20 protein-coding genes are annotated in these 21,750 nt (G+C 65.9%); 10 read left to right on the top strand and 10 right to left on the bottom strand.

The window, feature by feature from the left end; genetic code table 11:
* Positions 1–104: 104 nt before the first annotated feature.
* On the bottom strand, positions 105–1,052 hold the full coding sequence (locus tag J2T23_RS06810) for a polysaccharide deacetylase family protein (protein WP_141182507.1): 948 nt from the start codon (positions 1,050–1,052) through the stop codon (positions 105–107).
* Between the two features lie 55 nt (positions 1,053–1,107).
* Positions 1,108–2,676 carry a purine-cytosine permease family protein gene (locus tag J2T23_RS06805; RefSeq protein WP_307358343.1) on the bottom strand — a complete coding sequence of 523 codons (1,569 nt, stop codon included), beginning with the start codon at positions 2,674–2,676 and terminating at the stop codon, positions 1,108–1,110.
* A 107-nt stretch (positions 2,677–2,783) separates the two neighbouring features.
* Between J2T23_RS06805 and J2T23_RS06800 the strand changes: the two genes are divergently transcribed.
* Together J2T23_RS06800 and J2T23_RS06795 are read left to right on the top strand one after the other, a co-directional pair.
* Complete coding sequence (locus J2T23_RS06800; protein WP_307358340.1) at positions 2,784–4,385, top strand: PucR family transcriptional regulator; 1,602 nt, start codon at positions 2,784–2,786, stop codon at positions 4,383–4,385.
* A gap of 220 nt (positions 4,386–4,605) precedes the next feature.
* The gene (locus tag J2T23_RS06795) at positions 4,606–7,005 is read left to right on the top strand and encodes an Ig-like domain-containing protein (protein WP_307358338.1); all 2,400 of its coding nucleotides are present in this window, start codon (positions 4,606–4,608) and stop codon (positions 7,003–7,005) included.
* 21 nt (positions 7,006–7,026) lie between these two features.
* Here the strand turns inward: J2T23_RS06795 and J2T23_RS06790 are convergent, their stop codons facing one another.
* The 3 genes from J2T23_RS06790 to J2T23_RS06780 form a co-directional block, all read right to left on the bottom strand.
* Entirely contained in the window at positions 7,027–7,863 is an 837-nt protein-coding gene (locus J2T23_RS06790) for an IclR family transcriptional regulator (RefSeq protein WP_307358337.1), read from the bottom strand.
* 73 nt (positions 7,864–7,936) lie between these two features.
* Complete coding sequence (locus tag J2T23_RS06785) at positions 7,937–9,193, bottom strand: aminopeptidase P family protein (protein WP_141182509.1); 1,257 nt, start codon at positions 9,191–9,193, stop codon at positions 7,937–7,939.
* 106 nt (positions 9,194–9,299) lie between these two features.
* Positions 9,300–10,670 carry an MFS transporter gene (locus J2T23_RS06780; RefSeq protein WP_141159274.1) on the bottom strand — a complete coding sequence of 457 codons (1,371 nt, stop codon included), beginning with the start codon at positions 10,668–10,670 and terminating at the stop codon, positions 9,300–9,302.
* A 346-nt stretch (positions 10,671–11,016) separates the two neighbouring features.
* Between J2T23_RS06780 and J2T23_RS06775 the strand changes: the two genes are divergently transcribed.
* The 4 genes from J2T23_RS06775 (at position 11,017) to J2T23_RS06760 (ending at position 15,040) form a co-directional block, all read left to right on the top strand.
* The gene (locus J2T23_RS06775; RefSeq protein WP_141159273.1) at positions 11,017–11,496 is read left to right on the top strand and encodes an LpqB family beta-propeller domain-containing protein; all 480 of its coding nucleotides are present in this window, start codon (positions 11,017–11,019) and stop codon (positions 11,494–11,496) included.
* Positions 11,493–13,244, top strand: coding sequence for a DUF5671 domain-containing protein (locus J2T23_RS06770; RefSeq protein WP_307358334.1), 1,752 nt, complete (start codon positions 11,493–11,495; stop codon positions 13,242–13,244). The genes J2T23_RS06775 and J2T23_RS06770 overlap by 4 nt, the downstream gene beginning before the upstream one ends.
* A gap of 50 nt (positions 13,245–13,294) precedes the next feature.
* Positions 13,295–14,743, top strand: coding sequence for a hypothetical protein (locus tag J2T23_RS06765; RefSeq protein WP_307358332.1), 1,449 nt, complete (start codon positions 13,295–13,297; stop codon positions 14,741–14,743).
* Between the two features lie 132 nt (positions 14,744–14,875).
* The gene (locus tag J2T23_RS06760; protein ID WP_307358330.1) at positions 14,876–15,040 is read left to right on the top strand and encodes a hypothetical protein; all 165 of its coding nucleotides are present in this window, start codon (positions 14,876–14,878) and stop codon (positions 15,038–15,040) included.
* 21 nt (positions 15,041–15,061) lie between these two features.
* On the opposite strand, the gene J2T23_RS06755 is transcribed toward J2T23_RS06760, so the two are convergent.
* The 4 genes from J2T23_RS06755 to J2T23_RS06740 all read right to left on the bottom strand — a co-directional run bounded on the left by J2T23_RS06755 (position 15,062) and on the right by J2T23_RS06740 (position 18,119).
* Positions 15,062–15,310 carry a hypothetical protein gene (locus J2T23_RS06755; RefSeq protein ID WP_307358328.1) on the bottom strand — a complete coding sequence of 83 codons (249 nt, stop codon included), beginning with the start codon at positions 15,308–15,310 and terminating at the stop codon, positions 15,062–15,064.
* A 65-nt stretch (positions 15,311–15,375) separates the two neighbouring features.
* Positions 15,376–17,310 carry an ATP-binding protein gene (locus J2T23_RS06750; RefSeq protein WP_307358326.1) on the bottom strand — a complete coding sequence of 645 codons (1,935 nt, stop codon included), beginning with the start codon at positions 17,308–17,310 and terminating at the stop codon, positions 15,376–15,378.
* A 91-nt stretch (positions 17,311–17,401) separates the two neighbouring features.
* Positions 17,402–17,809, bottom strand: a complete 408-nt coding sequence (locus J2T23_RS06745; protein ID WP_141182514.1) for an SRPBCC family protein — start codon at positions 17,807–17,809, stop codon at positions 17,402–17,404.
* Positions 17,802–18,119 (bottom strand): ArsR/SmtB family transcription factor, encoded by a 318-nt coding sequence (locus J2T23_RS06740; protein ID WP_307358323.1) that lies wholly within the window; start codon positions 18,117–18,119, stop codon positions 17,802–17,804. The genes J2T23_RS06745 and J2T23_RS06740 overlap by 8 nt, the downstream gene beginning before the upstream one ends.
* 164 nt (positions 18,120–18,283) lie before the next feature.
* Here J2T23_RS06740 and J2T23_RS06735 point away from each other — a divergent pair, with 164 nt between their 5' ends.
* The 4 genes from J2T23_RS06735 (at position 18,284) to J2T23_RS06720 (ending at position 21,154) form a co-directional block, all read left to right on the top strand.
* Complete coding sequence (locus J2T23_RS06735) at positions 18,284–19,120, top strand: alcohol dehydrogenase catalytic domain-containing protein (RefSeq protein WP_307358320.1); 837 nt, start codon at positions 18,284–18,286, stop codon at positions 19,118–19,120.
* Positions 19,117–19,239 (top strand): hypothetical protein, encoded by a 123-nt coding sequence (locus tag J2T23_RS06730; RefSeq protein WP_307358317.1) that lies wholly within the window; start codon positions 19,117–19,119, stop codon positions 19,237–19,239. The genes J2T23_RS06735 and J2T23_RS06730 overlap by 4 nt, the downstream gene beginning before the upstream one ends.
* Positions 19,240–19,405: 166 nt before the next feature.
* Positions 19,406–19,765: a VOC family protein gene (locus J2T23_RS06725; protein WP_307358314.1), complete on the top strand. Its 360-nt coding sequence runs from the start codon at positions 19,406–19,408 to the stop codon at positions 19,763–19,765.
* 153 nt (positions 19,766–19,918) lie between these two features.
* The gene (locus J2T23_RS06720) at positions 19,919–21,154 is read left to right on the top strand and encodes an NYN domain-containing protein (RefSeq protein WP_307358311.1); all 1,236 of its coding nucleotides are present in this window, start codon (positions 19,919–19,921) and stop codon (positions 21,152–21,154) included.
* A gap of 88 nt (positions 21,155–21,242) precedes the next feature.
* Here J2T23_RS06720 and J2T23_RS06715 read toward each other — a convergent pair whose 3' ends face one another.
* Positions 21,243–21,587, bottom strand: coding sequence for a hypothetical protein (locus tag J2T23_RS06715; RefSeq protein ID WP_141182518.1), 345 nt, complete (start codon positions 21,585–21,587; stop codon positions 21,243–21,245).
* Between the last annotated feature and the right edge of the window lie 163 nt (positions 21,588–21,750).

The raw sequence follows: 21,750 nt of genomic DNA, 5'->3' as shown, positions 1-21,750 counted from the left end.
CTCCCGGCCACATTAGGCAGCACCGGTGGATGGTGTCCATGGGCAACTAAAAAGCGGCCAGCGGCGGGTAATCCCGCTGCCGGCCGCTTCCCTTGCCACGGACGCTAGGCCAGCACCCCCTGCCGCACGACGGCCGGCTTGAACTGTGCACCCGCGCCCGGGAATACCGGCACCTCGATCCGTGCGTGTGTGTGGACCTCGGTGACCGTGGCCTTTGTGTGCCGGGCAATGTCCTCCATGGTGGTCACCCACATGCCGTCCATAGCCTTTACCCGCTCCATCAGCTGCTCCAGCGCGACGGCCTTGGAGGGGCGGCCGGAAATGAAGGGGTGGTTGGTGAGGACGAAGCAACTGCCCTGGGAATGGTGGGCTTCGGCTTCGAGCGTCCACATTTCCAGGACCTTCGCCGGGCTCTCGATCACGCCGCTGCCGGTGACTCCGGGGTAGAACGCGTACTGCTCCCAGTCGTCAAGGGTCCAGTCCACGGGAATCTCCACGATGTCCCGGGGATCGTCCGCGGCGACAGCGAAGCGGTAGGGGGCGTCGCCGTCGAGCAGGCTCGAATCGTAGAGGAAGCCACGGTCCGCCAGGAGGCCCGGCGAGTGCCAGTTGAGCTCCCACCAGGGCGCCCGGTAGCCCACGGGCCGGACACCTGCGACTTTGGCCAGCGCCTCCAGGCCGCGGTCGATGTAGCTGGCCTCGGTGGCGGCGTCGATGCCCTGCATGGGCTCGTGCAGGTAGCCGTGGTGGGCCACCTCGTGGCCGCCGTCAACAATCTGCCGGACCACGTCGGGGTAGGACTCGGCGGTGAAACCGGGGATGAAGAAGGTGGCCTGGATTTCCTGGCGGGCCAGGATGGCGAGCAGCCTCGGAACCGCGATCTTGGGGCCGTAGGACTGGTGGCTCATCAGCGACATGCGCCGGGTGCTGGTGGGATCGTGGGCGATGGTGCAGGACTCGGCGTCCACATCGAAGGTGAAGGACGCTGCGGCCTTGAAGCCTTCGGGCCAGGTGATGGGGTGCAGGGGGTCCGCGATGGCGGGCTGGTTCACGGGAAATCCTTTCGGCGGGCGCCGGGCGCCCGCCTGGTTCTACGGGATGGTGAGCTTAGAGGGCGGGAAGGACGGGCGTGCTTTCCGCGCCTTTGCTCTCTGCTTCCGGAGCGGCTGCGGCGTCAGGGGCGGCTTCCGCCTGCTGCGTGGTGCGCGGCTCGAGGGCGAGGTAGCGGATGTGCTGGCGCGGGCCGAGGATGGCGTACACCCCGGCGCTGGTCAGGCCGCCGGCGAGCCAGGACAGGTCCCAGCCGCCCAGGGCCACGGCGATGGGGCCCTGCATGATGGGGATCAGGCCGTACATGAACAGCCACGTTGCAAAGATCCCGGCCACGAGGGAGATGACGCCGGCGAAGTTGACCACCGGCAGCCGCTTCGTGCCGACGCCGTCGAACAGCCTGTCGGTTCCGCCCGGCCAGCGCTTCTCCAGCCAGAAGTAGTGCACCAGCATGATTCCGCCCCAGGCGGCCACCCAGGCCACCAGGCCGATCAGCCAGGCGTCGAGTACTGCGGCGAAGTCCTCCTGGAAGATGAAGAAGACGACGGCGGCGAGCGAGAAGACGCCGACGAACAGGTTGAGCTTGCGGCGGCTGATGGAGATGTCCAGGGCCTGGGTGGCCACTGAGAACGTGTAGATGTTCAGGATGTTGGTGGCAATGGGGCCGTGGAGCACCATCAGCAGCACTGGCAGCGCCATGGCGCCGAAGTTCAGGACGATCAGCTTGCCGGGGTCGATCTCGCCGCTGTTGGTGGCGAGGCTTGCACCCAGGACACCGAGCCACACCACGGGGATGAACTGTCCCAGTACCGAAGCGAGGTAGACCTTTTTCTTGGGGACGCTGGTGCTGACGAACCGGGAGTAGTCCGCGGCGTAGGTGAACCAGGTGATGCCCCAGCCGATGCCGATGGCGGTCATGACGGCACTCATGGCGGCGATGCGCTCGGAGCCTTCCAGGACGGCGCCGGCAGGACCGGCGTAGCTCCAGTCAATGTCCATACCGAACCACGCCACCGCGGACATGACGGCCAGGATGAGGATGGTGGGCGGTACGGTCCATTTTTCAAAGGCGGCAATCGCCTTGTAGCCGAACCAGGCGATGGCCACCTGGAGCGCCATGATGAAGGTGGCGACGCCGATCTTCCAGGCATAGTTGGGGGCGTCCGGGTCAACCCAGCCGAGGGTTCCGAAAAGTGTCATGACCAGGTCCAGGATGATCCAGGTGTTTACTGCGCACCAGCCGATCACGAGCAGGGCCTGGATGGCGGCCGGCAGGTAGTTGCCGCGCCGGCCGAATGCCGCCCGGGCCAGGACCATGCCGGTGGCTCCGGTCTTCTGGCCCAGGAGGACGAAGCAGCCAAAGAGCAGCATGCCGATGAGGTTGCCCAGCACCAGGACTGTGATGGTGTCCGCCAACCCGAGTCCCAGCTGGATCCCGAGCGCCCCCAGCACCCAGTTGATGGGTGCCAGGTTGGCACCGGCCCAGATCCAGAACTGGCCGGATACCTTGCGTGTACGTGCTGATTCGGGGATGGGCTGCAGCCAGGCTTCGTGGTCCACGGCGTTGTGGTCCTCTGTGGCCTGGGCAGGTTGGCCGTGCGTGGCTGTTGAAAGCTTTTCTTGCATGGGGGCCTCCGTGAGGTGAATAAGTACAAACAAGGCTATGTGGCCCTCATCACAACCAACAAGATACAATGTGTCGAACAAATCCTCCTCCTACGTTACGGACTGTCGTGTCAGTGTTTCTCGGCGAAATACTCGCCCACCCCGCCCTTGCCGCCGCAGATCCAGTGGTCCACCCGGAAGGGGTCATGGCCGACGCGCAGCCGGTCCGCTGGGTGCACTCCAGTGAAGTGCTGGACATCGCTCCCCTGCTGCGCGGCGGTGAACTGCTGCTCTGCGGCGGGATCACCCTGGCCACCGCCACCCCGGCCAAACGCGGGGATTACGTCCGCGAACTGGCGCAGCGGGGCGTCGCAGCCCTGGCCATCGAGACCGGTGGCGCGCTGCCGGAAATCCCTGCCGACATGCTTCAGATGGCTGAGGAGTACGGCCTCCCCGTGGTGGAACTACGGAAGGTGGTCCCGTTCGTCGGCGTCATGCAGGCCATCAATTCCATGCTGGTCAGCGAGTCCGTGGGGCACCTGCAACAGGCAGATGCCGCGACGCGCGCCATGGCCGCCGAACTTGCCCACGGAGCGGCACTGGACAAGATCCTCGGCGTACTGGCCGGCATCACCGCGTCAGCCGTAAAACTCACCTCCCCGTGGGGCGTCACCATGGGCAGCGCGGTCCCGGACGGCTGGAACGACGGGGCGGACGCGGATGCCGGCGAAGGAACAGAGGACGACGACGGCATCGCACCGGGCGGGCACGGCGGCTTCTACGCGGTGGCCGACGGAACGGTGATCACCGTGGACATCCCCGTGCGCGGGGTCCTGATGGGGCGGCTGGAAGTCCAGGTGCCCGGCGCTGCGGACGCGGCCCTTGCCCAGGTGGCCGGAGAGCGGGCCGTGGACATCCTGGGCCTGGCACTCCTGCAGCACACACCCCCGGGGCTGCATGCCCTGGCAGGTGCCGAACTGATGCGCGCCGTGCTCAATGCCGCGCCGGAGTGGCGCCTGGAGCAGCTGGCCCCCGGCGCGGGTTTCCCCACGGACTCCCCCGCCGTGGTGGCAGCCATCCATGCGGCGGCACCTCAGGAGCTGCGCGGCGCCGTCGAAAATTTCCTGAGCGCGCAGCGGATCCCGTGCGCCGCATACCTGGACGACACCGAACTGGTGGTGATGATCGGGCTGCCATGCACGGAAACTGCCGGCGAGCGGCGGCAGCTCCTGGAATCCTTGAAGGACCTGGAGGGTGACCACGATGCCGTGATCGCCGTGGGGCCGCTGGCCGGCGGGGTGGCGGAGGCGGCCTGGTCACTGGCGGAAGCGCGGCGCGCCCTGGAGGTACGGCAGATCCAGCGCAGGAACGCATCGGCGCGCAGGCGGCACCCGGCACGCGGCCTGGTGGTGCTGGACGCCCAGGACACCGCCGTGGAAAGCCTGGCCCTGACCTGCCTGGATGCCTCATCCCGGGAGGCGTTCGTCAACAGGCAGTTGCGGGCGGTCCTGGAACACGATGCGCAGCGCCAGTCCCAGCTGCTCGAGACCCTGCAGGTGTGGCTGGACTCCGGCTGCAACACCGCGCAGTCGGCGCGCGAACTGCACCTTGAGCGGCAGTCGATGCACCACCGGCTGCAGCGGATTTTCGATCTCTGCGGCGGCGATCCGCGAGGCACCGGGCGGCTGGCGGCCCTGCATCTGGCGGCGCGGATGGCCGGGCTGCCCTGAGCTGAAACCGGAGCCGGGGACGGGCGGCCGGTGCCGGTGTTCCGCGTCAGCTGGCCAGTCGGCGGTAGCCTGCCGTCGAGCCATAGGGGCACGAATTAGGGGCTGCCCGGAATTGTTTCGGATGCCCCGGGCAACCACACTGATCGGATCAGGAATTGGTGGCGGCTTCACCTTGGGGGCGAAATTGAGAAAGAATCCGTTTTTCCGTGGTCTGCTGACAGTGGCATTGATTGCTCTGGGTGTCCTGGTGGCACCGGTAACGGCATCCGCCGCGACAGGCGATGTCGGCGTCGAAGGCCCGTCGCATGCTGGCACTGCGACGCCGACAGGGACCAAGCGCGCCACCAGTGTGTTGTGGTTCAACGACGGATCCTGGTGGGGGAATTTGTGGGACACTTCCTCCTCCAAGTTCCACATCTTCAAGTTCGACAGCGCCACGGGTTCCTGGGTGGATACCGGCGTGGTGACGGAGACACGGGCCAACACGCACCATGACGTGCTGTGGGACGGTAAGACGCTTTACGTCGCAAGCTACCGGTTCGTGAATGATGAACTCCCGGCTGAGCCTAATTTCCCCACAACGATGCGCCGCTACAGCTACGACTCCGGCACCAAGAAGTACACGCTGCTCGGTTCCAGCCAGATTAACAACTCCAAAGTCGAAGTCCTGACCATCGATAAGGACTCCACAGGCAGGGTCTGGTCCACCTGGCAGGAGGACAACAGGATCTACCTGAACGTGACGGCCACGGACGGCAAGACGTGGGGCACGCCGTTCCAGGTTCCGGGATCGCTGAGCAACGTGTCCGTGGATGACACATCGGCGGTGATTTCCTTCGGCGGGAAGATCGGTGTGATGTGGAGCCGGCAACTGGGGGACTCTACCGATGGAATGTACTGGAGCTACCACGTCGACGGCGCATCAACGACGGCCTGGAGCAGTCCCGTGGCTGCCGTGTCCGGGCAGCGCAGCAGCGATGACCACATGAACCTGAAGTGGCTGGATTCCTCTGGCGGACGCGTGTTCGCGGCGATCAAGACCTCGTACACGTCCCCGTCGCAGCCCCTGATCCAGTTGCTGGCACTGAACGGCACAACCTGGTCCGCGCACACAATCGCTACCGTCGCCGAGTGTCCTAACCGGGTGATCGTCATGATCGACGAGAGCACCCAAAAGCTGCGTACCTTCGCCACCTATCCCAAGCCGTCGGGCACCACCGACGCCGGCGTCTGCACCGCCTCTGGCGGCGCAATCTACGAAAAGTCCACGCCGCTGGACAAGATCAGCTTCACCACCACCAAGACCGCCCGGATCGTCGATGCCGACCAATTCGTGCACAATGTGACGTCGACAAAGCAGAACGTCAACAGTGCTGTCTGGGGTACCGCCGACAGCGGCCTCCTGCTGCTGGCAGACGCCAATGCCACCAGCCAGTACTGGCACTACTACGACCCGACCGGGGGTGGCAGTGACACCACGGCTCCGACCGTGACGGCCACGTCTCCCGCCGCGGATGCCACCGGCGTGGCAGTGACAGCCACTGTTACGGGCACGTTCCCGGAGGCCATGGACGCCTCCACCATCACAGGGGACACGTTCACGTTGACCGACGGAACGGCTCCCGTGGCCGCGACTGTGTCCTACGGCTCCGCCGGCAAAATCGTGACCCTGAATCCTGACGCCGACCTGGTTTCAGGGACGAAGTACACCGCCACGATCAAGGGCGGCACCAACGGTGTGAGGGATGTAGCCGGCAACGCCCTGGCCGCGGACAAGACATGGACATTCACCACGGCCGTGCCTCCGCCCTCGCAGAGTGCCATTGCAGAAAAGGCAGCGTCCCTTGATGGTGCACTCGGAGCCGCCGTGACCCCGGAGGTGTATGGCCTCAAGGACAATGGGGGGTACCAGTGTTTTGAACGCGGATGCATCCTCTACTCGCCGGCAACCGGGGCGCACGTGTCAACTGGTGCTATTCGTGCATTTTGGGCAACTACCGGATTCGAAAACGGCAGGCTCGGCTACCCCGTCACCGACGAAGTGGGCGGACTCAAAGACGGCGGCGTCTACCAGAACTACCAGGGCGGGACCATCATGTGGTCACCGGCAACAGGCGCCCACATCACCACCGGCGCGATCGGCGGCGCCTGGGCAGCTGCCGGGTTCGAAAACGGCAGGCTCGGCTACCCCGTCACCGACGAAGTGGGCGGACTCAAAGACGGCGGCGTCTACCAAAATTACCAGGGCGGGACCATCATGTGGTCACCGGCAACAGGCGCCCACATCACCACCGGCGCGATCGGTGGCGCCTGGGCAGCTGCCGGGTTCGAAAACGGCAGGCTCGGCTACCCCGTCATCGACGAAGTGGGCGGACTCAAAGACGGCGGCGTCTACCAGAACTTCCAAGGCGGGACCATCATCTGGTCACCGGCAACAGGCGCCCATATCTGCATCGCCGCCATCCGTTCCATCTGGGCCTCCACCGGGTACGAACCAGGGCGCCTCGGCTACCCCACGAGCGATGAGTACGCGACGGGCAATGACGGCAGCGTTGCCCAGAACTACCAGGGCGGAGTTATCCACTGGAGCCCCACCGGCTCCTACATCACCTGGGGATAAGGACTGCGCCCGCCGGCCGCCTCAGCTGGCCGGCCGGCCACCCAGCCGCGTGGTCACCTTGGCGGCGGCGGCCACGCAGGCTTCGGCCAGGCTTTCGAACTGTTCCTTCGATACCCGGAAGCGGGGGGCTGGGATGAGGACGGCGGCCACCATGTCGCCGCGGTGGTCCCGGACGGGGGCGGCGACGCCCACTTCGTCGATGGACGATTCGCCGTAGTTCCCCGCCCATCCCCGTTGCCCAACCTCCTGGAGCCGGGCCTCGTAGGCCGCCAGGCCGTCGTCGTCCAGCCCCGGGAATGTAATGGTGCCGCTCTTCAGCAACTCCCGCACCCGCTCTCCGGGAAGGGTGGACAGGAATACCTGGACGGAGGCGCTCATGGCGTCACGGTAGCGGGCACCCAGCGGGGTGGTGTGCTTGATCTGGTGGTGGCTGGCGATCTGCTCCACGCAGATGGCTTCGTCGCCGTTCCAGAGCATGAGGGCACTGGTTTCCCCGGTCTGCTCGGTCAATTGCCGCAGGACGGGATAGGCCACGCGGCGCTCCTCCATCTCGGCCAGCAGTGGACCGGCGACGGCAATGAGCCCCAGGCCCAGCCGGAACCGCTTGGTTTCCGGGTCGCGTTCCACCAGGTTTTCCTGCTCGAAGGTGGCCAGGATCCGGGAGACGCTGCTCTTGTGCATGCCCACGCGGTTGGCGATTTCCGTAACGCCCAGCAGGGGTTCGTCGGCGGTGAAGGTGCGCAGGACGGCGATGGCGTTGACGACGACGGAGGCGCCTTTGGCATCAGTCCCGCCATTGGTGCCGGCTCCGCTGGCGCTGGTGTCGGAGGTTTGTGCAGGAGTCATGGTGGAGACCATCTTTCCCTATCGTTGGCGGCAGACGCCGAAAGCGGCGCCGTGAAACACGGCGCCGCTTCGGCTGTTCAGTGGGTTATGCCTCGATGATGTTCTTCTCCGGGCCGAACGGGAACTTGGTGATGTTCTCCACCGAGTTGTCCTCGCCGATGACCAGGATGTCGTGCTCGCGGTAGCCGCCGGCTCCGGGCTGGCCGTCAGCCACGGTGATCATGGGCTCCATGGAGACCACCATGCCCGGCTCCAGGACGGTATCGATGTCCTCGCGCAGCTCCAGGCCGGCTTCGCGGCCGTAGTAGTGGCTGAGGACGCCGAAGGAGTGGCCGTAGCCGAAGGTGCGGTTGGCCAGCAGCCCGTTGCTGATGTAGATCTCGTTCAGTTCGGCGGCGATGTCCTTGCACACGGCGCCGGGCTTGATGAGTTCCAGGCCGCGCTTGTGCACCTCGACGTTGATGTTCCACAGCTCGAGGGAGCGTTCGTCCGGCTGGCCCAGGAAGAGGGTGCGCTCCAGGGCGGTGTAGTATCCGGAGGTCATGGGGAAGCAGTTGAGCGAGAGGATGTCGCCCTGCTGCAGCTTGCGGGTGGTGGCCCAGTTGTGGGCGCCGTCGGTGTTGATGCCGGACTGGAACCATACCCAGGTGTCGCGGACTTCCCGGTCCGGGAAGGTCTTGGCGATCTCGTGGACCATGGCTTCGGTGCCGATCAGGGCAACTTCGTACTCGGAGATGCCTTCACGGATGGCGTTGCGGATGGCTTCGCCGCCGAGGTCGCCGATGCGGGCACCGTGCTTGATGACTTCGATTTCCTCGGCGGACTTGATCATGCGCTGGCGCATGGCGTCCTGGGAGACGTCCAGCAGCTGGGCGCCGGGGAAGGCGGCGGCGATCTTCTCGCGGGTCAGGCCCGGGAGGAAGTCGTCCTCGACACCCAGCCGCGTGGCTTTGACGCCGCGCTGGCGCAGGGCTTCCTGGAGGCCGAAGAAGAAGTTGTCACGGCGCCAGTCGGTGTAGACGATATTCTCGCCGTAGGAGGTGCGCCACGGCATGCCGGCGTCGATGTTGGCGGTAACGGTGACCGAGTCGTCGGCGGTGACGACCAGGGCGTAGTTGCGGCCGAACGTGGTGTACAGGAAGTCGGAGTAGTACTTGATGCCGTGGTAGCTGGTGAGGATGACCGCATCCAGCTCCTTGGCGGCCATGATCTTGCGGAGGCCGCCGAGGCGGCGCTCGAATTCCGCGTCGGAGAACGTGAGCTTGCCCTTGGTGCCGTTGTGCAGGACCTTGAGGCGCTCGAGTTCGGCGATGGAGGAGGCGTTGTCGGCAGTGATAGTCACGGGTGGTGCCTTTCTAGTGGGTGCCAGCTGCTGTTGGTGCAGCTGGTGTTGGTGTGCGTAGTGAGGTTGGTCTGTGTACCCGGATGGGTTGCGGGCCCCTGGTTGGTCAGAGGTGCTTGAGGGGTTTCCGCGAGGTTTCGGCGGCAAACAGCACGGCCGTGAGGGACACGGCAGCTGCGGCCACGAGATACCAGCCGGGTGCCAGCTTGCTCTGCGTCAAGCCGATGAGCAGGGTGGCCATGAATGGTGCAGTGCCGCCGAACAGCGCGTTGGAAAGGTTGAAGCTGACGGCGAAGCCGCTGTACCGGACTTTGGTGGGGAAGAGTTCAGCCAGGAAGCTGGGCAGCGTTCCGTCGTTCAGGGTGAGCATGCCGCCCAGCAGGATCTGGACCAGGACAATCACCAGGAAGTTGCCGGTGTCCAGCAGCATGAAGGCCGGAACAGTCAGGAGCATGAACAGTACGGAAGCCGTGATCAGCATGCGCTTGCGACCGAACCGGTCCGAGGCGAGACCGGTCAGGAAGATGAAACCGATGTAGCTGGCGAGGGCGATGGTTGTCGCCAGGAAGGACTCAGTGGGACCGAAGCCCAGTTCCTCAGACAAGTAGGTGGGCATGTAGCTGAGGATGACGTAGAAACCGACGGCGTTGAGCAGCACGGCACCGCACGCGATCACCAGCTGTTTGCGGTAGGTCCGGAACATGTCCAGCGCAGGGGCCTTGGGAGCGGATTCCTCCTGGTCGGCCAGTGCACGGAAGGCCGGGGTGTCCTCCAGCTTGGTGCGGATGTAGCGCCCGATCAGTCCCATCGGGGCGGCCAGCAGGAACGGCAACCGCCATCCCCACTCGTGCAGTTGGTCGGTGCTGAGTACCGAGCTGAGGAGCGCCGCGATCAGTGAGCCGAGGAGCAAGCCTGCGGCGGTGCTGGCAGGCACGACGGCGGCATAGAGACCGCGTCGGTTGGCCGGGGCATATTCCACCAGGAAGGCTGATGCTCCGGCGTATTCGCCGGCTGCCGAGAAGCCTTGGACCACACGGACCAGCAGGAGCAGGACCGGGGCCAGCATGCCGATGGTTCCGTAGCCGGGAATGAGGGCGATGCAGAACGTGGAGACGGACATGATGACGATCGAGAGGGAGAGTGCCTTGCGCCTGCCCAGCTTGTCGCCGATGTGGCCCCAGAAGAAGCCGCCCAGGGGACGGACGAAGAAGGAGATCGCGAAGACGGCAAAGGTGGCCAGCAGCGCGGTCTGCCGGTCCGCTTCGGGGAAGAACACCGACGAGATGACGGCTGCGAGGTAGCCGTACACGGCGTAGTCGAACCACTCGACAAAGTTGCCGATGAAGCTCGCCGTGACCACCCGGCGTCGAACGCTCTTACCGGCGACGGCGTTGTCCATGCCGCCGCCAGCCCCGGCGGGAGCGTTGGCGTCAGCGGCAACCACTCCTGCCCGGGGTGAGTTTTGTTGGGTACTCATAAAACCACCAATGATGTTGGAGTTGCATTCCTTGCAACCTGGTTGTTTCAAGATAGGCCGTGATGTGAAGCACAGTCAAGGGGTATACGCAGCATTAATTTGAGGAAGCTCTACGTTGCTCCTGGCCCTGGTCCGCAGAGCACGCCTCTCCATCAGGAAAACTGTACGTTGCATTCAAAACAACACTGTTGCCTCAAAGCCTGCCTTTGCGACCGGAACGCGGCTTCGCGGGAATGACCGGTCCTTGAGCCGCTGCACTTACCGCTTCGCCGGAATCTGCCCAGACACGTCAAAGGCGGGCCCAAAGACTCGGGCGGAACGGCCTGCCCGGCCCCATACTTGCGTCATGGACGACACTGCCAGGGACCGCACTGCGCGAAGACCGGACCGTATCCTGCTCACCCTGGTAGGCGTTGTGGTTGTCCTGGTGGTGGTGGCACTGGCGGTGGTCTTCACCCGCGGCGAGCCTGCACCCCTGGATGGGGAAAGCCCCGCCGGAGTGGTCCAGCGGTACAGCAAGGCAGTGATCGACGGCGACAGCACCACGGCCCAGTCCTACCTCACGGACGCTGCCAAGAGCCGGTGCCGCGGCGCCTACTACGGCGAGCCGGCGCCCGCCCGCGTTGTCCTGGTCTCGACGACGGAACGCCCCGATTCAGCCACCGTGAAGGTTTCGATTGTCCGGTCGTCCCAGGGCGGACCCTTCGGGCCTTCGGAGTATGAGATGGAGGACTCCTTCGCGCTGCTCAAGGTGGCCGGGACATGGAAGATTGACCAGCCGCCGTATCCCCTGATGGCCTGCACCGACGTCCCGGTGAAGCAATGACGGACCCGGCAGCCCCGGTGGTCGCCGCTCCCTCGAGCGGCCTGGCAACCCTCCGCCGGCTGATCATGTACGTCCTGTTGTTTGCCCTGGTACTGATCTCGGCATCCGGTCTCCAGGGACTCCTGGAGCGGCTCTTCCGGACCGCATCCACCCTGGTGTCCGGTGATGTCGCAGGACTGGCCCTGTCCCTTGCCTTCACCCTGATCGGTGGCCCGCTCGCACTGCTGCTGTGGTGGTTTGTGTGGAGGCGCCTGGACGACGAATCCGAACGCAGGGCGCCCGGGTGGGGCCTCTACCTGACCGGGATGTATGCGGTCTCGCTGATCATCAGCACCACGTCGCTGCTGAACCTTGCCACCTCCTTCCTTGACACGCAGGAGAGCCAGTGGCCGTCGCCGCTGGCCAACGGCATCGTGTGGTCAGCCATTTGGTGGTGGCACCGGTGGATGTGGAGGCACCCCCGCAAACCGTCATCGCATCTCGAGGACGTTCGGGCCGTCGTCGGCTCCGTGTTTGGACTCCTCCTTGGCGCCGGCGCCGCCATTGCGGCGCTGGGCAGCCTGCTGGACGTGGCAATCCGCGGTTTCGCGGCAGCGGCTTCCTTTGAGCCGTGGTGGCTGCCCATCCTGAGGTCCGTGGTATGGGCTGCGGGCGGTGCGGCGGTGTGGTGGTGGCACTGGTTCCGGGATGGGGGCAGACGCTTCCAGACGGGACTGGTGGACGTCACCATCATTGCCGTGGGCATCTTCGTCGCCGGTATCACGGCGCTGGGTGGCCTGGGCGTCATCCTGTTTGTCCTCCTGCGGCTGGCGTTTGACCGGAGCGACCCCCTGGGCAACCTGCTCGAACCGCTCGCCCCGGCCATCGCAGCCGCAGCCATAGGCGCCCTGGTGTGGCGCTACCACCGCACCGCTTCCGTCGCGCGTTCCACCCGCACACGCCGGGCCAGCCTCCTGGTGACGTCCGCCGTGGCGCTTGCCGCGGCGGCGTCCGGCATCGGCGTCGTGGTCAACGCGCTGCTTGCCACAGCCGTGTCTCCGCTCGCCGGCGGGGCTACCCGCACGCTGCTCCTGGGCGGCCTGAGTTCCCTACTGGTGGGGGCACCGGTCTGGTGGCTGGCATGGAAACCGAGGCACCAGCCGGGCACCGCTGCGGACATTCCGCCCGGCCGGCGCGTCTACCTGGTGGCATTCTTCGGCGTCAGTGCCGTGGTGGCCCTCATCACGCTGCTGGTGATTGGCTACCGGCTCTTCGAGTTCCTGCTGGGCGACGTCACCGGCGGAGGCCTCCTGGACCGCATCCGCGCACCGCTGGGCCTCCTGGTGGCAGCCGGGCTCGTGGCCGGCTACCACTTCGCGCTGTGGCGTCATGACCGGGTCCTGTTTGCCGCCGCGGCACCCGCGCACAAGCACATGATCGAGCGGATCACACTCGTCAGCGGCTATCCACCCGCTTCCCCGGATTCCCAGGCATTGGCACGCGGCATCGCTGAAGCCACGGGAGGTGCCAAGGTGGCCACCTGGCTGAGGGCGGACGACGGCGGCGCGGTAGTTCCGCCGTCGTCCACCCCCGCTCCGGGGGTTGGGGAGGCCGTGCGACTGGTGGCAGCGGCCCTGGAGGGCGTCACGGCCCAGCACGTCCTGGTGATTGCGGGGCCGGACGACCGGCTGGAAGTGATTCCAATTGCTGCCGTCGGAAGCACTCCTGGCCTTGGGAGCACGGTGACTGATCGGGTCCTCCGGCCCTAGCGGGTCCGGCCGCCGGTCCCTAGCGTAGGAGCTGGCAAAGGAGGCCGGACATGGCTGCAGGGGGAAGCGCGAAGCCCGGTAGTGGTGCACCGGGACGAAGCAGCAGCCGCCGGGCCGGTGCCCTCGCCGCAGTCCTGCTCGCGTTGGCCGGGTGTTCCCCAGGCGGCACCCCTCCGGCCAGCAGCCCGCCAGCTCCTTCCCCCGCCTCCAGTTCCGCAACAGCGACCGCCACAGGGTCAGGGTCCGGCCCCTTCTCGGATGCGGAGCTCGCAGCCATCATCAACGGGGTGGGCAAGAGCCGCAACCTGCCTTACCCAGCAGGTGAGGATTCAACCCGCCTGCGCTCGGGCGCCGCCAGCGGGTCCTTCCCGCAAGCCCAGACGGTTACCACGCCGGGAGACTGCATAGCCCTGGTTCCCCAGGACCCGTTCACCCGCTGGGCAGACAAGGACATCTTTTTTGCGGAGGGCGGCATGCCTCCGGCAGGTGGTGAGTCCGGACCCACCACCACCATCTGGATCCTCCTCAGGAGCGCGGACCAGGCCGCAATCGCCGCCGCCGATTTCGGCTATGCGGATGACGTGTTGCAGCGCTGCAACCAGTTCGACCTTGCTTATACGGAGGCGGGCAGGACCTCCACCTCTGCCGTCCAGTTACTGGGCGCACCTTCCATCGGCGATAAACAGCACGCGTTTACCCAGGTCACCAAGCCCAAGGGGCCGGGAGACTTCGGCACCGTCGGGTTACGCGTCCTGCACGGCACCCTGTCCATCACCCTGACCCTTGCCGTTGCCGCACTGAATTCGGAGGCCGATGCCAAGCCGGCCCTGGATTCGATGGCGGAACTGGCGAAGGAGCTCATCAACGAAGCGGGTAAGCCCCAAGCACCAGCGGCACCAAGCGCTCCAAACTCACTCACGCCTGACCAGATGGTGGCGCTGTTCAAGGGGATGACCGGGCCGGCCGGGGAACCGGTACGCCTGCCACAGGCAACCGTGCTCGAGCCGCCTCGTGGCTCAACTCCCACCATTACGTCGCAGCCGCCCGCCACCCAATGCGTTTTCGACGACCAGGCGTACTTCGCGTCATTGGCCGGCTCTGTATACGGGCAGGGTCAGATCCAGGGGGCCGCGAAGATGGACAACGCCGACTTCACAGTCATCAGCATGCCCTCGGCCGCGATCCCGCCCTATCCTTTCGACAGTCGATCCGAACGCCTCCGCGGCTGCGCGACTGTGCAGGAAATCTCGGTGGAAGGCGGCGGCCGCACCTGGTCTACGGTTTCCACCCTGGCTACCACGATTTCCGCTGACGCCAGCTACGCTGTGGCCTACCAGCTCAGCGACGGCACAGGCGCCTGGCAGGTGCGGTGCGGGGCGCGCAGGAGAACATTCTCCATCGAGGCTTCCAGCACCGTATCGTCGCAGCCAGACACCCAGGCTAAAGCCGATTCCCTATCCGCCATTTTCACCGCTGTTTTGGCACGCGCAGGACAGTAAATGTGCCGCCGGCCCTCCCCGCCGGCAGCCTTCCTCAAGATTTGCGCAGTTTATCCGGCTGCTGGATTAACTCTCTTCCCTTGGCATCCGGCGGTGCCTAGTGTGGGCACACACGCGTTACTAGGGGGATAAGTGAACAGCTCAGTTGAAGATCTTCAAGACGCCACCAACCAGGATCCGCAGCAGGTCGCAGCGGCAGATCCGCTGGATGTCCAGCACAGGGTAGCGGAATGGACGTCGGACTGCCTTCTGACCCTGCCCAGTCCCGTCCGGTTCGCCCGCGCAGACTGGCCCTAGGGCCGGCCAGCGTCCGGGTCGCTAGCTGGACGCGTCCCGCTCTATTTCTTCAGCCAGGTCGTCCACTTCTTCGGGGCGGGCGTCGATGCCCGCGTCCTCGAACCGCTCCTGAAGGACGTGCGCTACGTCGTCCTGGACCTGGCCCAGCTGGATGTCATGGCGGACGTCATCGGCAATACTCTCGGGTGTCTCGGCATGCGCTGGCCCGGCTACGATGCCGTCATTGCCGTCGAAGGGATCGTTGGCGCCACCCGCTCCGGAATCAGTCATAATCCAGGGTTACCCATTCGAAGCCGCTGGTAAACGCCCGGCCCCGACGGTCCTGCCAACTGGCCTCAGCCCAGGAAGGTGCGGTGTACCTCGCTGCCGTAGCGGCCAATGATGGCCCGTTTGGCGTTCCGGAACGCTTCGAGGTCACCTCCCTGGCCATGCTGATCCACGCTGCGCCGTGCCAGCTCGTCCGAGATGACGTCAAGGAAGAGCTCGGCGAGCAGGAGCCGGGCGGAGTCGCGGAACCGCCCCCGGCCGTCGACGTAGAGCTGGACGGTGGGGGCTGCGGTGTTGATGATGACCTTCCGCTCCGCTTCGGAGTACACGGCACGGTCCGTGGTGTTGTGGAGGTTCCTGAAGTCGTAGCCGGTAAAAAGGTCCACGCCGTGGTCCCGGCTCGCGCGGTGGGCCTGGCGGCGCGGGGCCGGCAATGTTCCGGTGGCCCCGCGGTGCGGCGGCTGGTCTGCGGTGCGGCGGGAAGCGTGGTCGGCGATGACCACCTCGCAGAGCGCCCAGTAGTTCCCCGCCCGTGCGGTAATCTGCCCCTGGTCGCCGGCCTGCTCCCCCGCCGCAGTCCACTCAAGCCGTAAAGTCTCCGCGAGCGCGCCGACCGGAACAGGTGCAGGCAGCGGGTCCAGCCGGATCGTGGGCGGCAGGTCCAGATCGAACTCCAACATTTCCCCCCGGGGCAGCTGGTGTGGATCCAGCAGCAGGGCTACATGGAACGGATGCACGGGCGGACGGTAGTAGAAGGGCGTTGTGAACCGCAGCGCCGCCGCCAGTGGCGCCTCCGGTAGCTCCGCGCCGTTCCCATTCCGGCCCTCAGGTGCTGTTTCCAGGCCCAGGTCCCGGACGGCGGCCTCACTCATATGCTGCAGCAGGTGTTCGATCATCCCGGCCGTCCGGCCCGAGGTGGTGGCACGTTCCAAATGGGTGAGCTTTTCCTTTTCCGCCTGGACGGGTGCCGCGATCATCCGGCTTACCGCGTGCGAGAATGCTGCAACGAACGGGTCCTTGGTGTTCAGGCCCTCACGCTCGTCACTGATGATGGCTACGCCCCTGCCCAGCATGTCGGTCAGCGCCGGGCACCGGACCATTCCAAAGAGGTATTCGGTGCCCACCTGGTTCTCGAACTCGAACATCTGGCAGTCGAGCACGGCCATGCCGGACTCCACCACCAGGCCGGCGGTGCGCTCGTCGCCCTTCAGTGTCAGCTCGACACCCTCGGCCCGCTTCAGCGTGACGGTGAACGCATACTCGGTTCCGCCGACACTGAAGCTGCCGGGCGCATCAGGGCCAACAAGTGTTGCCGCCGGCGGCTCCCGGAAGCGGATGATGTCGCTGCCGTCGTCCCCGTTTCCGGGGTGTCCGTGCAGCAGTTCCACCGTGCGCCGGTCCAGCACTTCCCGCAGGTAGATGTTGTCCGCGAGGAGTTGAAGCAGCGTTGACTGCTGCGTGATGGTGGCGTGCGGGTTGTCGACGACGATGGTGACCTTGGTGCCGCTGCCACCGTAGGGTATCCCGAGCCGGGCGTAGTCCGCGGGGAATGCCTGCCTGTCAGCGCCGTCGTCGTCATACAAGTAGCCGCCATTGCTGCTGCGGAAGATATCGATCCGGGTAAGCCGGCCGGCCTGGATGGTTTCGATCCAGCCGTGGCCCAGGCCGAAGATGGCCTGCTTGAGTCCGCGGCCGAAGTAGCCGCGGCCTGCGCCCTCGCCGCGCGCCAGCGGGCTGTGGGCGCCGCCGTAGCTGAGGATGCGGCCGGCTTGCTGGAAGGACATGCCCTCTGCCTGGTCACTGACCGTCAGCACCGCACCGGAGTGGTGCCGCTCGTAGCCGACCAGGATCCTGCCCGTCACGTTGCCGCCCGCTCTTTCCACCCGCGCGTAACTGTCGTCGCTGTTGGTGATGAGCTCCACGAGCGCCTTCTCAACAGAGGCGAAGCGCCGGGAATCGATCCCGATCACGCGCTGGTCCACCTGGATCTGGGCAACCGTCATGGGTGCTTCCTTCGCTCAACATCCAAAGCTGATTCCCGGCCCTAAGCACAACGGCCGCCCGGCTACGTGGAGCGTAGCAGGAGGCTGGGAGTCAGGACACCCCGGCAAGGACCCCATCGATACGGGCCAGCAGGCCGGGCCAGCCGTTGCCCATGCCTTCGATGGCGTGGCGTCCCATAGGAGTGTCGAGCTGGAACCCGGCGTGCTCGAAGTGGAGGATGGTGCCGCCGTCCACCGGCTCAAGGCGCCAGGTGATGGTGGTATCCAGCTGGCCTTCGGAGAAGAGGAAGCTGATGGACGCGCCGGGGTCAACGGTGAGGACTTCACACTGCTGCCGGCCCCAGGCGTCCATGTCCATGGTGAAACGGTGGCCGACCACGGGTGCGATGTTGCCCTGGGCCCACCAACGGGCCAGGAGTTCCGGCGTCGTCAGCGCGGCCCACACAGCAGCGGCGGGGTGGGGGTAATGGCGTTCAAGCCTGATGGCATTTTCAGTCATTTGGTTTCTCCTCGTCCAGAAGGTCTGCCAGGGCGTCCAACCGCTGGTTCCAGTAGTGCTCGAAGTGCTTCACCCAGCCGCCGATCTCGGCGAGGCGGGCAGGCTGCAGGTGGTACACCCTGTTCCGTCCCTGCCGTTCCTCACGGACCAGCCCTGCGTCCCGGAGCACGGCCAAGTGTTCGGATGCCGCCGGACGGCTAAGGTCCAGCAGGCCGGTAAGTTCGCCGGCCGTCCTGGACCCTTGTCGCAGTTCGTCGAGGATGACGCGCCGCGCCGGGTTGGATACGGCGGCGAAAACATCGGGAAGCACCGCCTCAGTATATGTCGGAAATATCCGACGCATAGAACTCGGGGAACAAAATGTGCGGCATGTTCCCCGCATCACATCCGGGGCTACGCTCGGCCAAAACAGGCGTAGGCTGTAATTACATGCATATGCATGAACTTATCCAACGGATCCGAAGGAGATGCCCCGTGAAGGCATGGCAGTTCACCGGCACCAACAACCCCCTTACGCTGAACGAAGTGGCTGAACCCAGTGCAGGTCCGGGCCAGGTAGTGGTCAGCGTCAAGGCCGCCGGGGTGTGCCACTCCGACGTCACCGCCATCGACGACGCCGGTTGGATGCCGCTGTTCCCCGAGCTCCCGCGGACCATGGGTCACGAAAATGCGGGCGTCATCACCGAAGTGGGCGCTGGCATGGAGCACTGGAAGGTCGGCGACCGGGTTGGCCTCTCCCCCGTCATGAAGGACGGCGATGCGTTGGGTTATGGCAAGTGGGACGGCGGCTTCGGGCCCCAACTCCTCGCCACCGACGACAACCTGGTGAAGCTGCCGGACGAGGTCTCCTTCGAGCTGGGCGCGATGGCCACCGACGCAGGGCTGACCGCCTACCACGCGATCATGGCCGTGGGCGGGGCGAAACCGGGCATGAAGGTAGGCGTGATTGGCCTGGGCGGCCTGGGCTACATCGGCGCCCGGGTGGCAGCACTGTCAGGTGCGGAGGTCTATGGCGCCGAGGTAAACCCCGAGACGCAAAAGCTCGCCGGTGAGATCGGCCTCGCCGGAGTGGCCGAGTCCATTACGGCGTTCAGGGACAAGAACCTGGACCTCATCGTGGACTACGCCGGGTTCGGCACCACCACCTCCGCTGCGCTCGAGACCCTCGCCGAGTTCGGCACGCTGGTCCAGGTGGGCATGGGACGCCTCGAAGCGACCATCAACACCTACCCGCTGATCATCAACCAGCTGTCCATCAAGGGATCCAAGTCGGGCACCAAGGAAGACCTCGAAAACCTTATGCCCTCATGAAGTCCGGCGAGCTGAACCCGCCGATGAACCTCATCAAGCAGGCGGATATCCCCGGCGCCATCGACAAGCTGCGCAAGGGCGGCGTAGTGGGCCGTTTCATCGCGGTCTACGAGGACTAAGTCCGCCAGGCACCTTCCCAAGCGGACGACGGCGGGCGTGTGCCGGCGTCGTCCGCTTGCCGGAGCAGCGCGCCTACCTCCAGCCTTTGCTCCACTGCCGGCAGGATTGGACCGCCGGGCGGCAGGGCACCTACCCGGCCCGGCACTTCGGGTCTAGGCTGGCCGGATGTTGACTATCGGAACCATTGTCCTCGGCGTCAACGACGTCAACGCCGCCACGAAGTTCTGGAACGATGCCCTCGGCTATGTCCCCCGGGAGGCCGGTGACGATACGTGGGTGACCCTAGTGCCGTCGTCGGGCCCTGGCGCGGAACTGTCCCTCATGTTCAGCGAAACCCCGGTCCAGGACCACCCGCGGATCCACCTGGACCTGTATGCGGACGACCAGTCCGCGGAGGTGGAGCGGCTGGTCTCGCTCGGCGCGCGGCGCGTGGACTGGGACTCGTACCCGGAGGATCCGGACTTCGTCGTGCTGGAGGATCCGGACGGGAACCTGTTCTGCGTTATCGACCGGAGCCCGCGGTAGGACGTCCCGGAACGGGAACGCCGCGCGTGCCCAGGCGGCGGAAGCAGCGCCTGGTTCAGGCGGACGACGGCGGGTGCGCACCCGCCGTCGTCCGCTCGCGTGTCGCGGCAGTAACGCCGCCCCGGACCCCGGCGCGGCTGGCACACTTAGCCAATGAACAAGGCACCTGAACCTGCGCGCCGGCCTGGCATCCGTGCAGCGATGTTTGTCGATTTCGACAATGTTTTCACCGGCCTGCAGGCCTTGGACCCGGCCGCGGCGAGGCGCTTTGCCGAGGATCCCAGGCAGTGGGCCGATGCCCTGTCAGATGGCGGAGCCGCTGACGACTCCCGGAGGTTCCTGATCCGCAACTGCTACTTGAACCCCATGGTGTACTCCAAGTACCGCCCCTACTGGACGCGGGCTGGATTTCGCGTGATCGACTGCCCGTCGCTGACGCAGCGCGGAAAGAGCAGCACGGATATCAACCTGGTGCTCGATGCCATGGATGCGCTCTCCGGAAGCGTAGCCATCGAGGAGTTCTTCATCGCCTCGGCCGACGCCGATTTCACCTCCCTGATCCAGCGGTTCCGCGCAGCTGACCGGATGACCACCGTGATCGCCGCCGGCGCCGTTGCCTTCGCTTACCGGGAAATGGCGGACCACGTGGTCGAGTCACATGACTTCGTGGCCATTCTCAACGGCACCACCGCCGAACCCATCAATGCCGTGGCTTCGGCGAAGCTGCCGCCCGGCCCCGCAACAGCAAAGGCAAAGCCAAAAACGGGTTCCCCCGCGGTGGCTGAGGTACTGAAGTTTGTCCGGTCCGCGTCCGGCCCGGTGAAAGGAGCCTTGGTGGCGCACCGGGCCCTGAGTGCGGAGCCGTCCTTGAAGACGGACTGGGCCGGCCTTGGGCGGTTCGGAGCGTGGGTGGCCCAGATCGGCAAGGACATCGAATACTCACCGGCCAAGGGCGGCTGGGTGTGGGACGCCAAGCGCTTCTCCGCTGAGGACCTTCCCGCTCCCGCCGAAGTTCAGCCCGGCGTCGAGGAGCGGGTCACCCGGGTGACGGACGTCCCTGCCTTGTCGGCGGCCCAGTTTCGGCAGATCTTCACCTCCATGGAGGCCCGCCTCCGGGAACATCAGCTCAACCGGAATGAGCTGGCCCGGCAGGTGCGGGATGACTGTGTCAGTGCCGGCGAACCCGTCTCCCGCAATGCCGTGAACTTTGTGCTGCAGGGCTTGGCATACGCCGATTTCCAGCTGCGGGACGATGCGACCGCGGCCGAGATTGCTGCCGCATGGACGGCCAATGTGGAGGAACTCTGCCGGGTGGCGCTGCTGGAGTTCGATGCGTCTGAAAAGCTGGCGGTCCGGCGGTGGGCGAGCGGCGGGTTGCTGGAAAAGTAAGCAGGGCGGACGGCCGCGGATATTCATCCGCCGCCGTCCGCTCCCCCCAACAGTGTGGCCCGGCACGCGTCATCGAGCGCCGGACCGGCTACGCTGCGAGCGGCAGGTCGAACAGCTGCTCGGCGAGTCTGATGAGGTGGCGGGGAGCGTCACACTCGCCGTCCACCCTGTCGCGCCCCAGGAACAGGGCAGTCCCCTGGATGGTCCCGTCGAGTTCGATGCCGGCCTCGCGGATGAGCACTTCGGCGCGCGGATTCGTGGTTGGGCTGGCGGCAGAGCTGTCCAGATAGACGTGCCAGTCAGTGCCGGCGAGGAGGCCGACGCCGCCTGACGCGATTTTCTGCAAGGCCGTCTCGTCCAGGTCGATCGGCCGGATGTGCACCGGCTGGGTGAGCCGGGTGGGAACGACGAGGGCGTTGCGGGAGGTCATCATGGTGGTGTCCTTTGGCTGATCCCCCGGCTATGGGTGCGGTGGGGCTTGCCGGGGTGGTGCGGGCGGCCGCGGGCTAGGAGTCCCGGGCGGCCGCCCGCTGGCATGGTCAGCGCTGGTTTTTGCGCGGTTTTATAAAACTGAGCTCACTGTTTTCGCTTTTAGC

The sequence above is a fragment of the Pseudarthrobacter niigatensis genome (assembly GCF_030812615.1).
Classification (GTDB): Bacteria; Actinomycetota; Actinomycetes; order Actinomycetales; family Micrococcaceae; genus Arthrobacter; species Arthrobacter niigatensis.
This window is presented reverse-complemented; position numbering and strand designations above follow the sequence as displayed.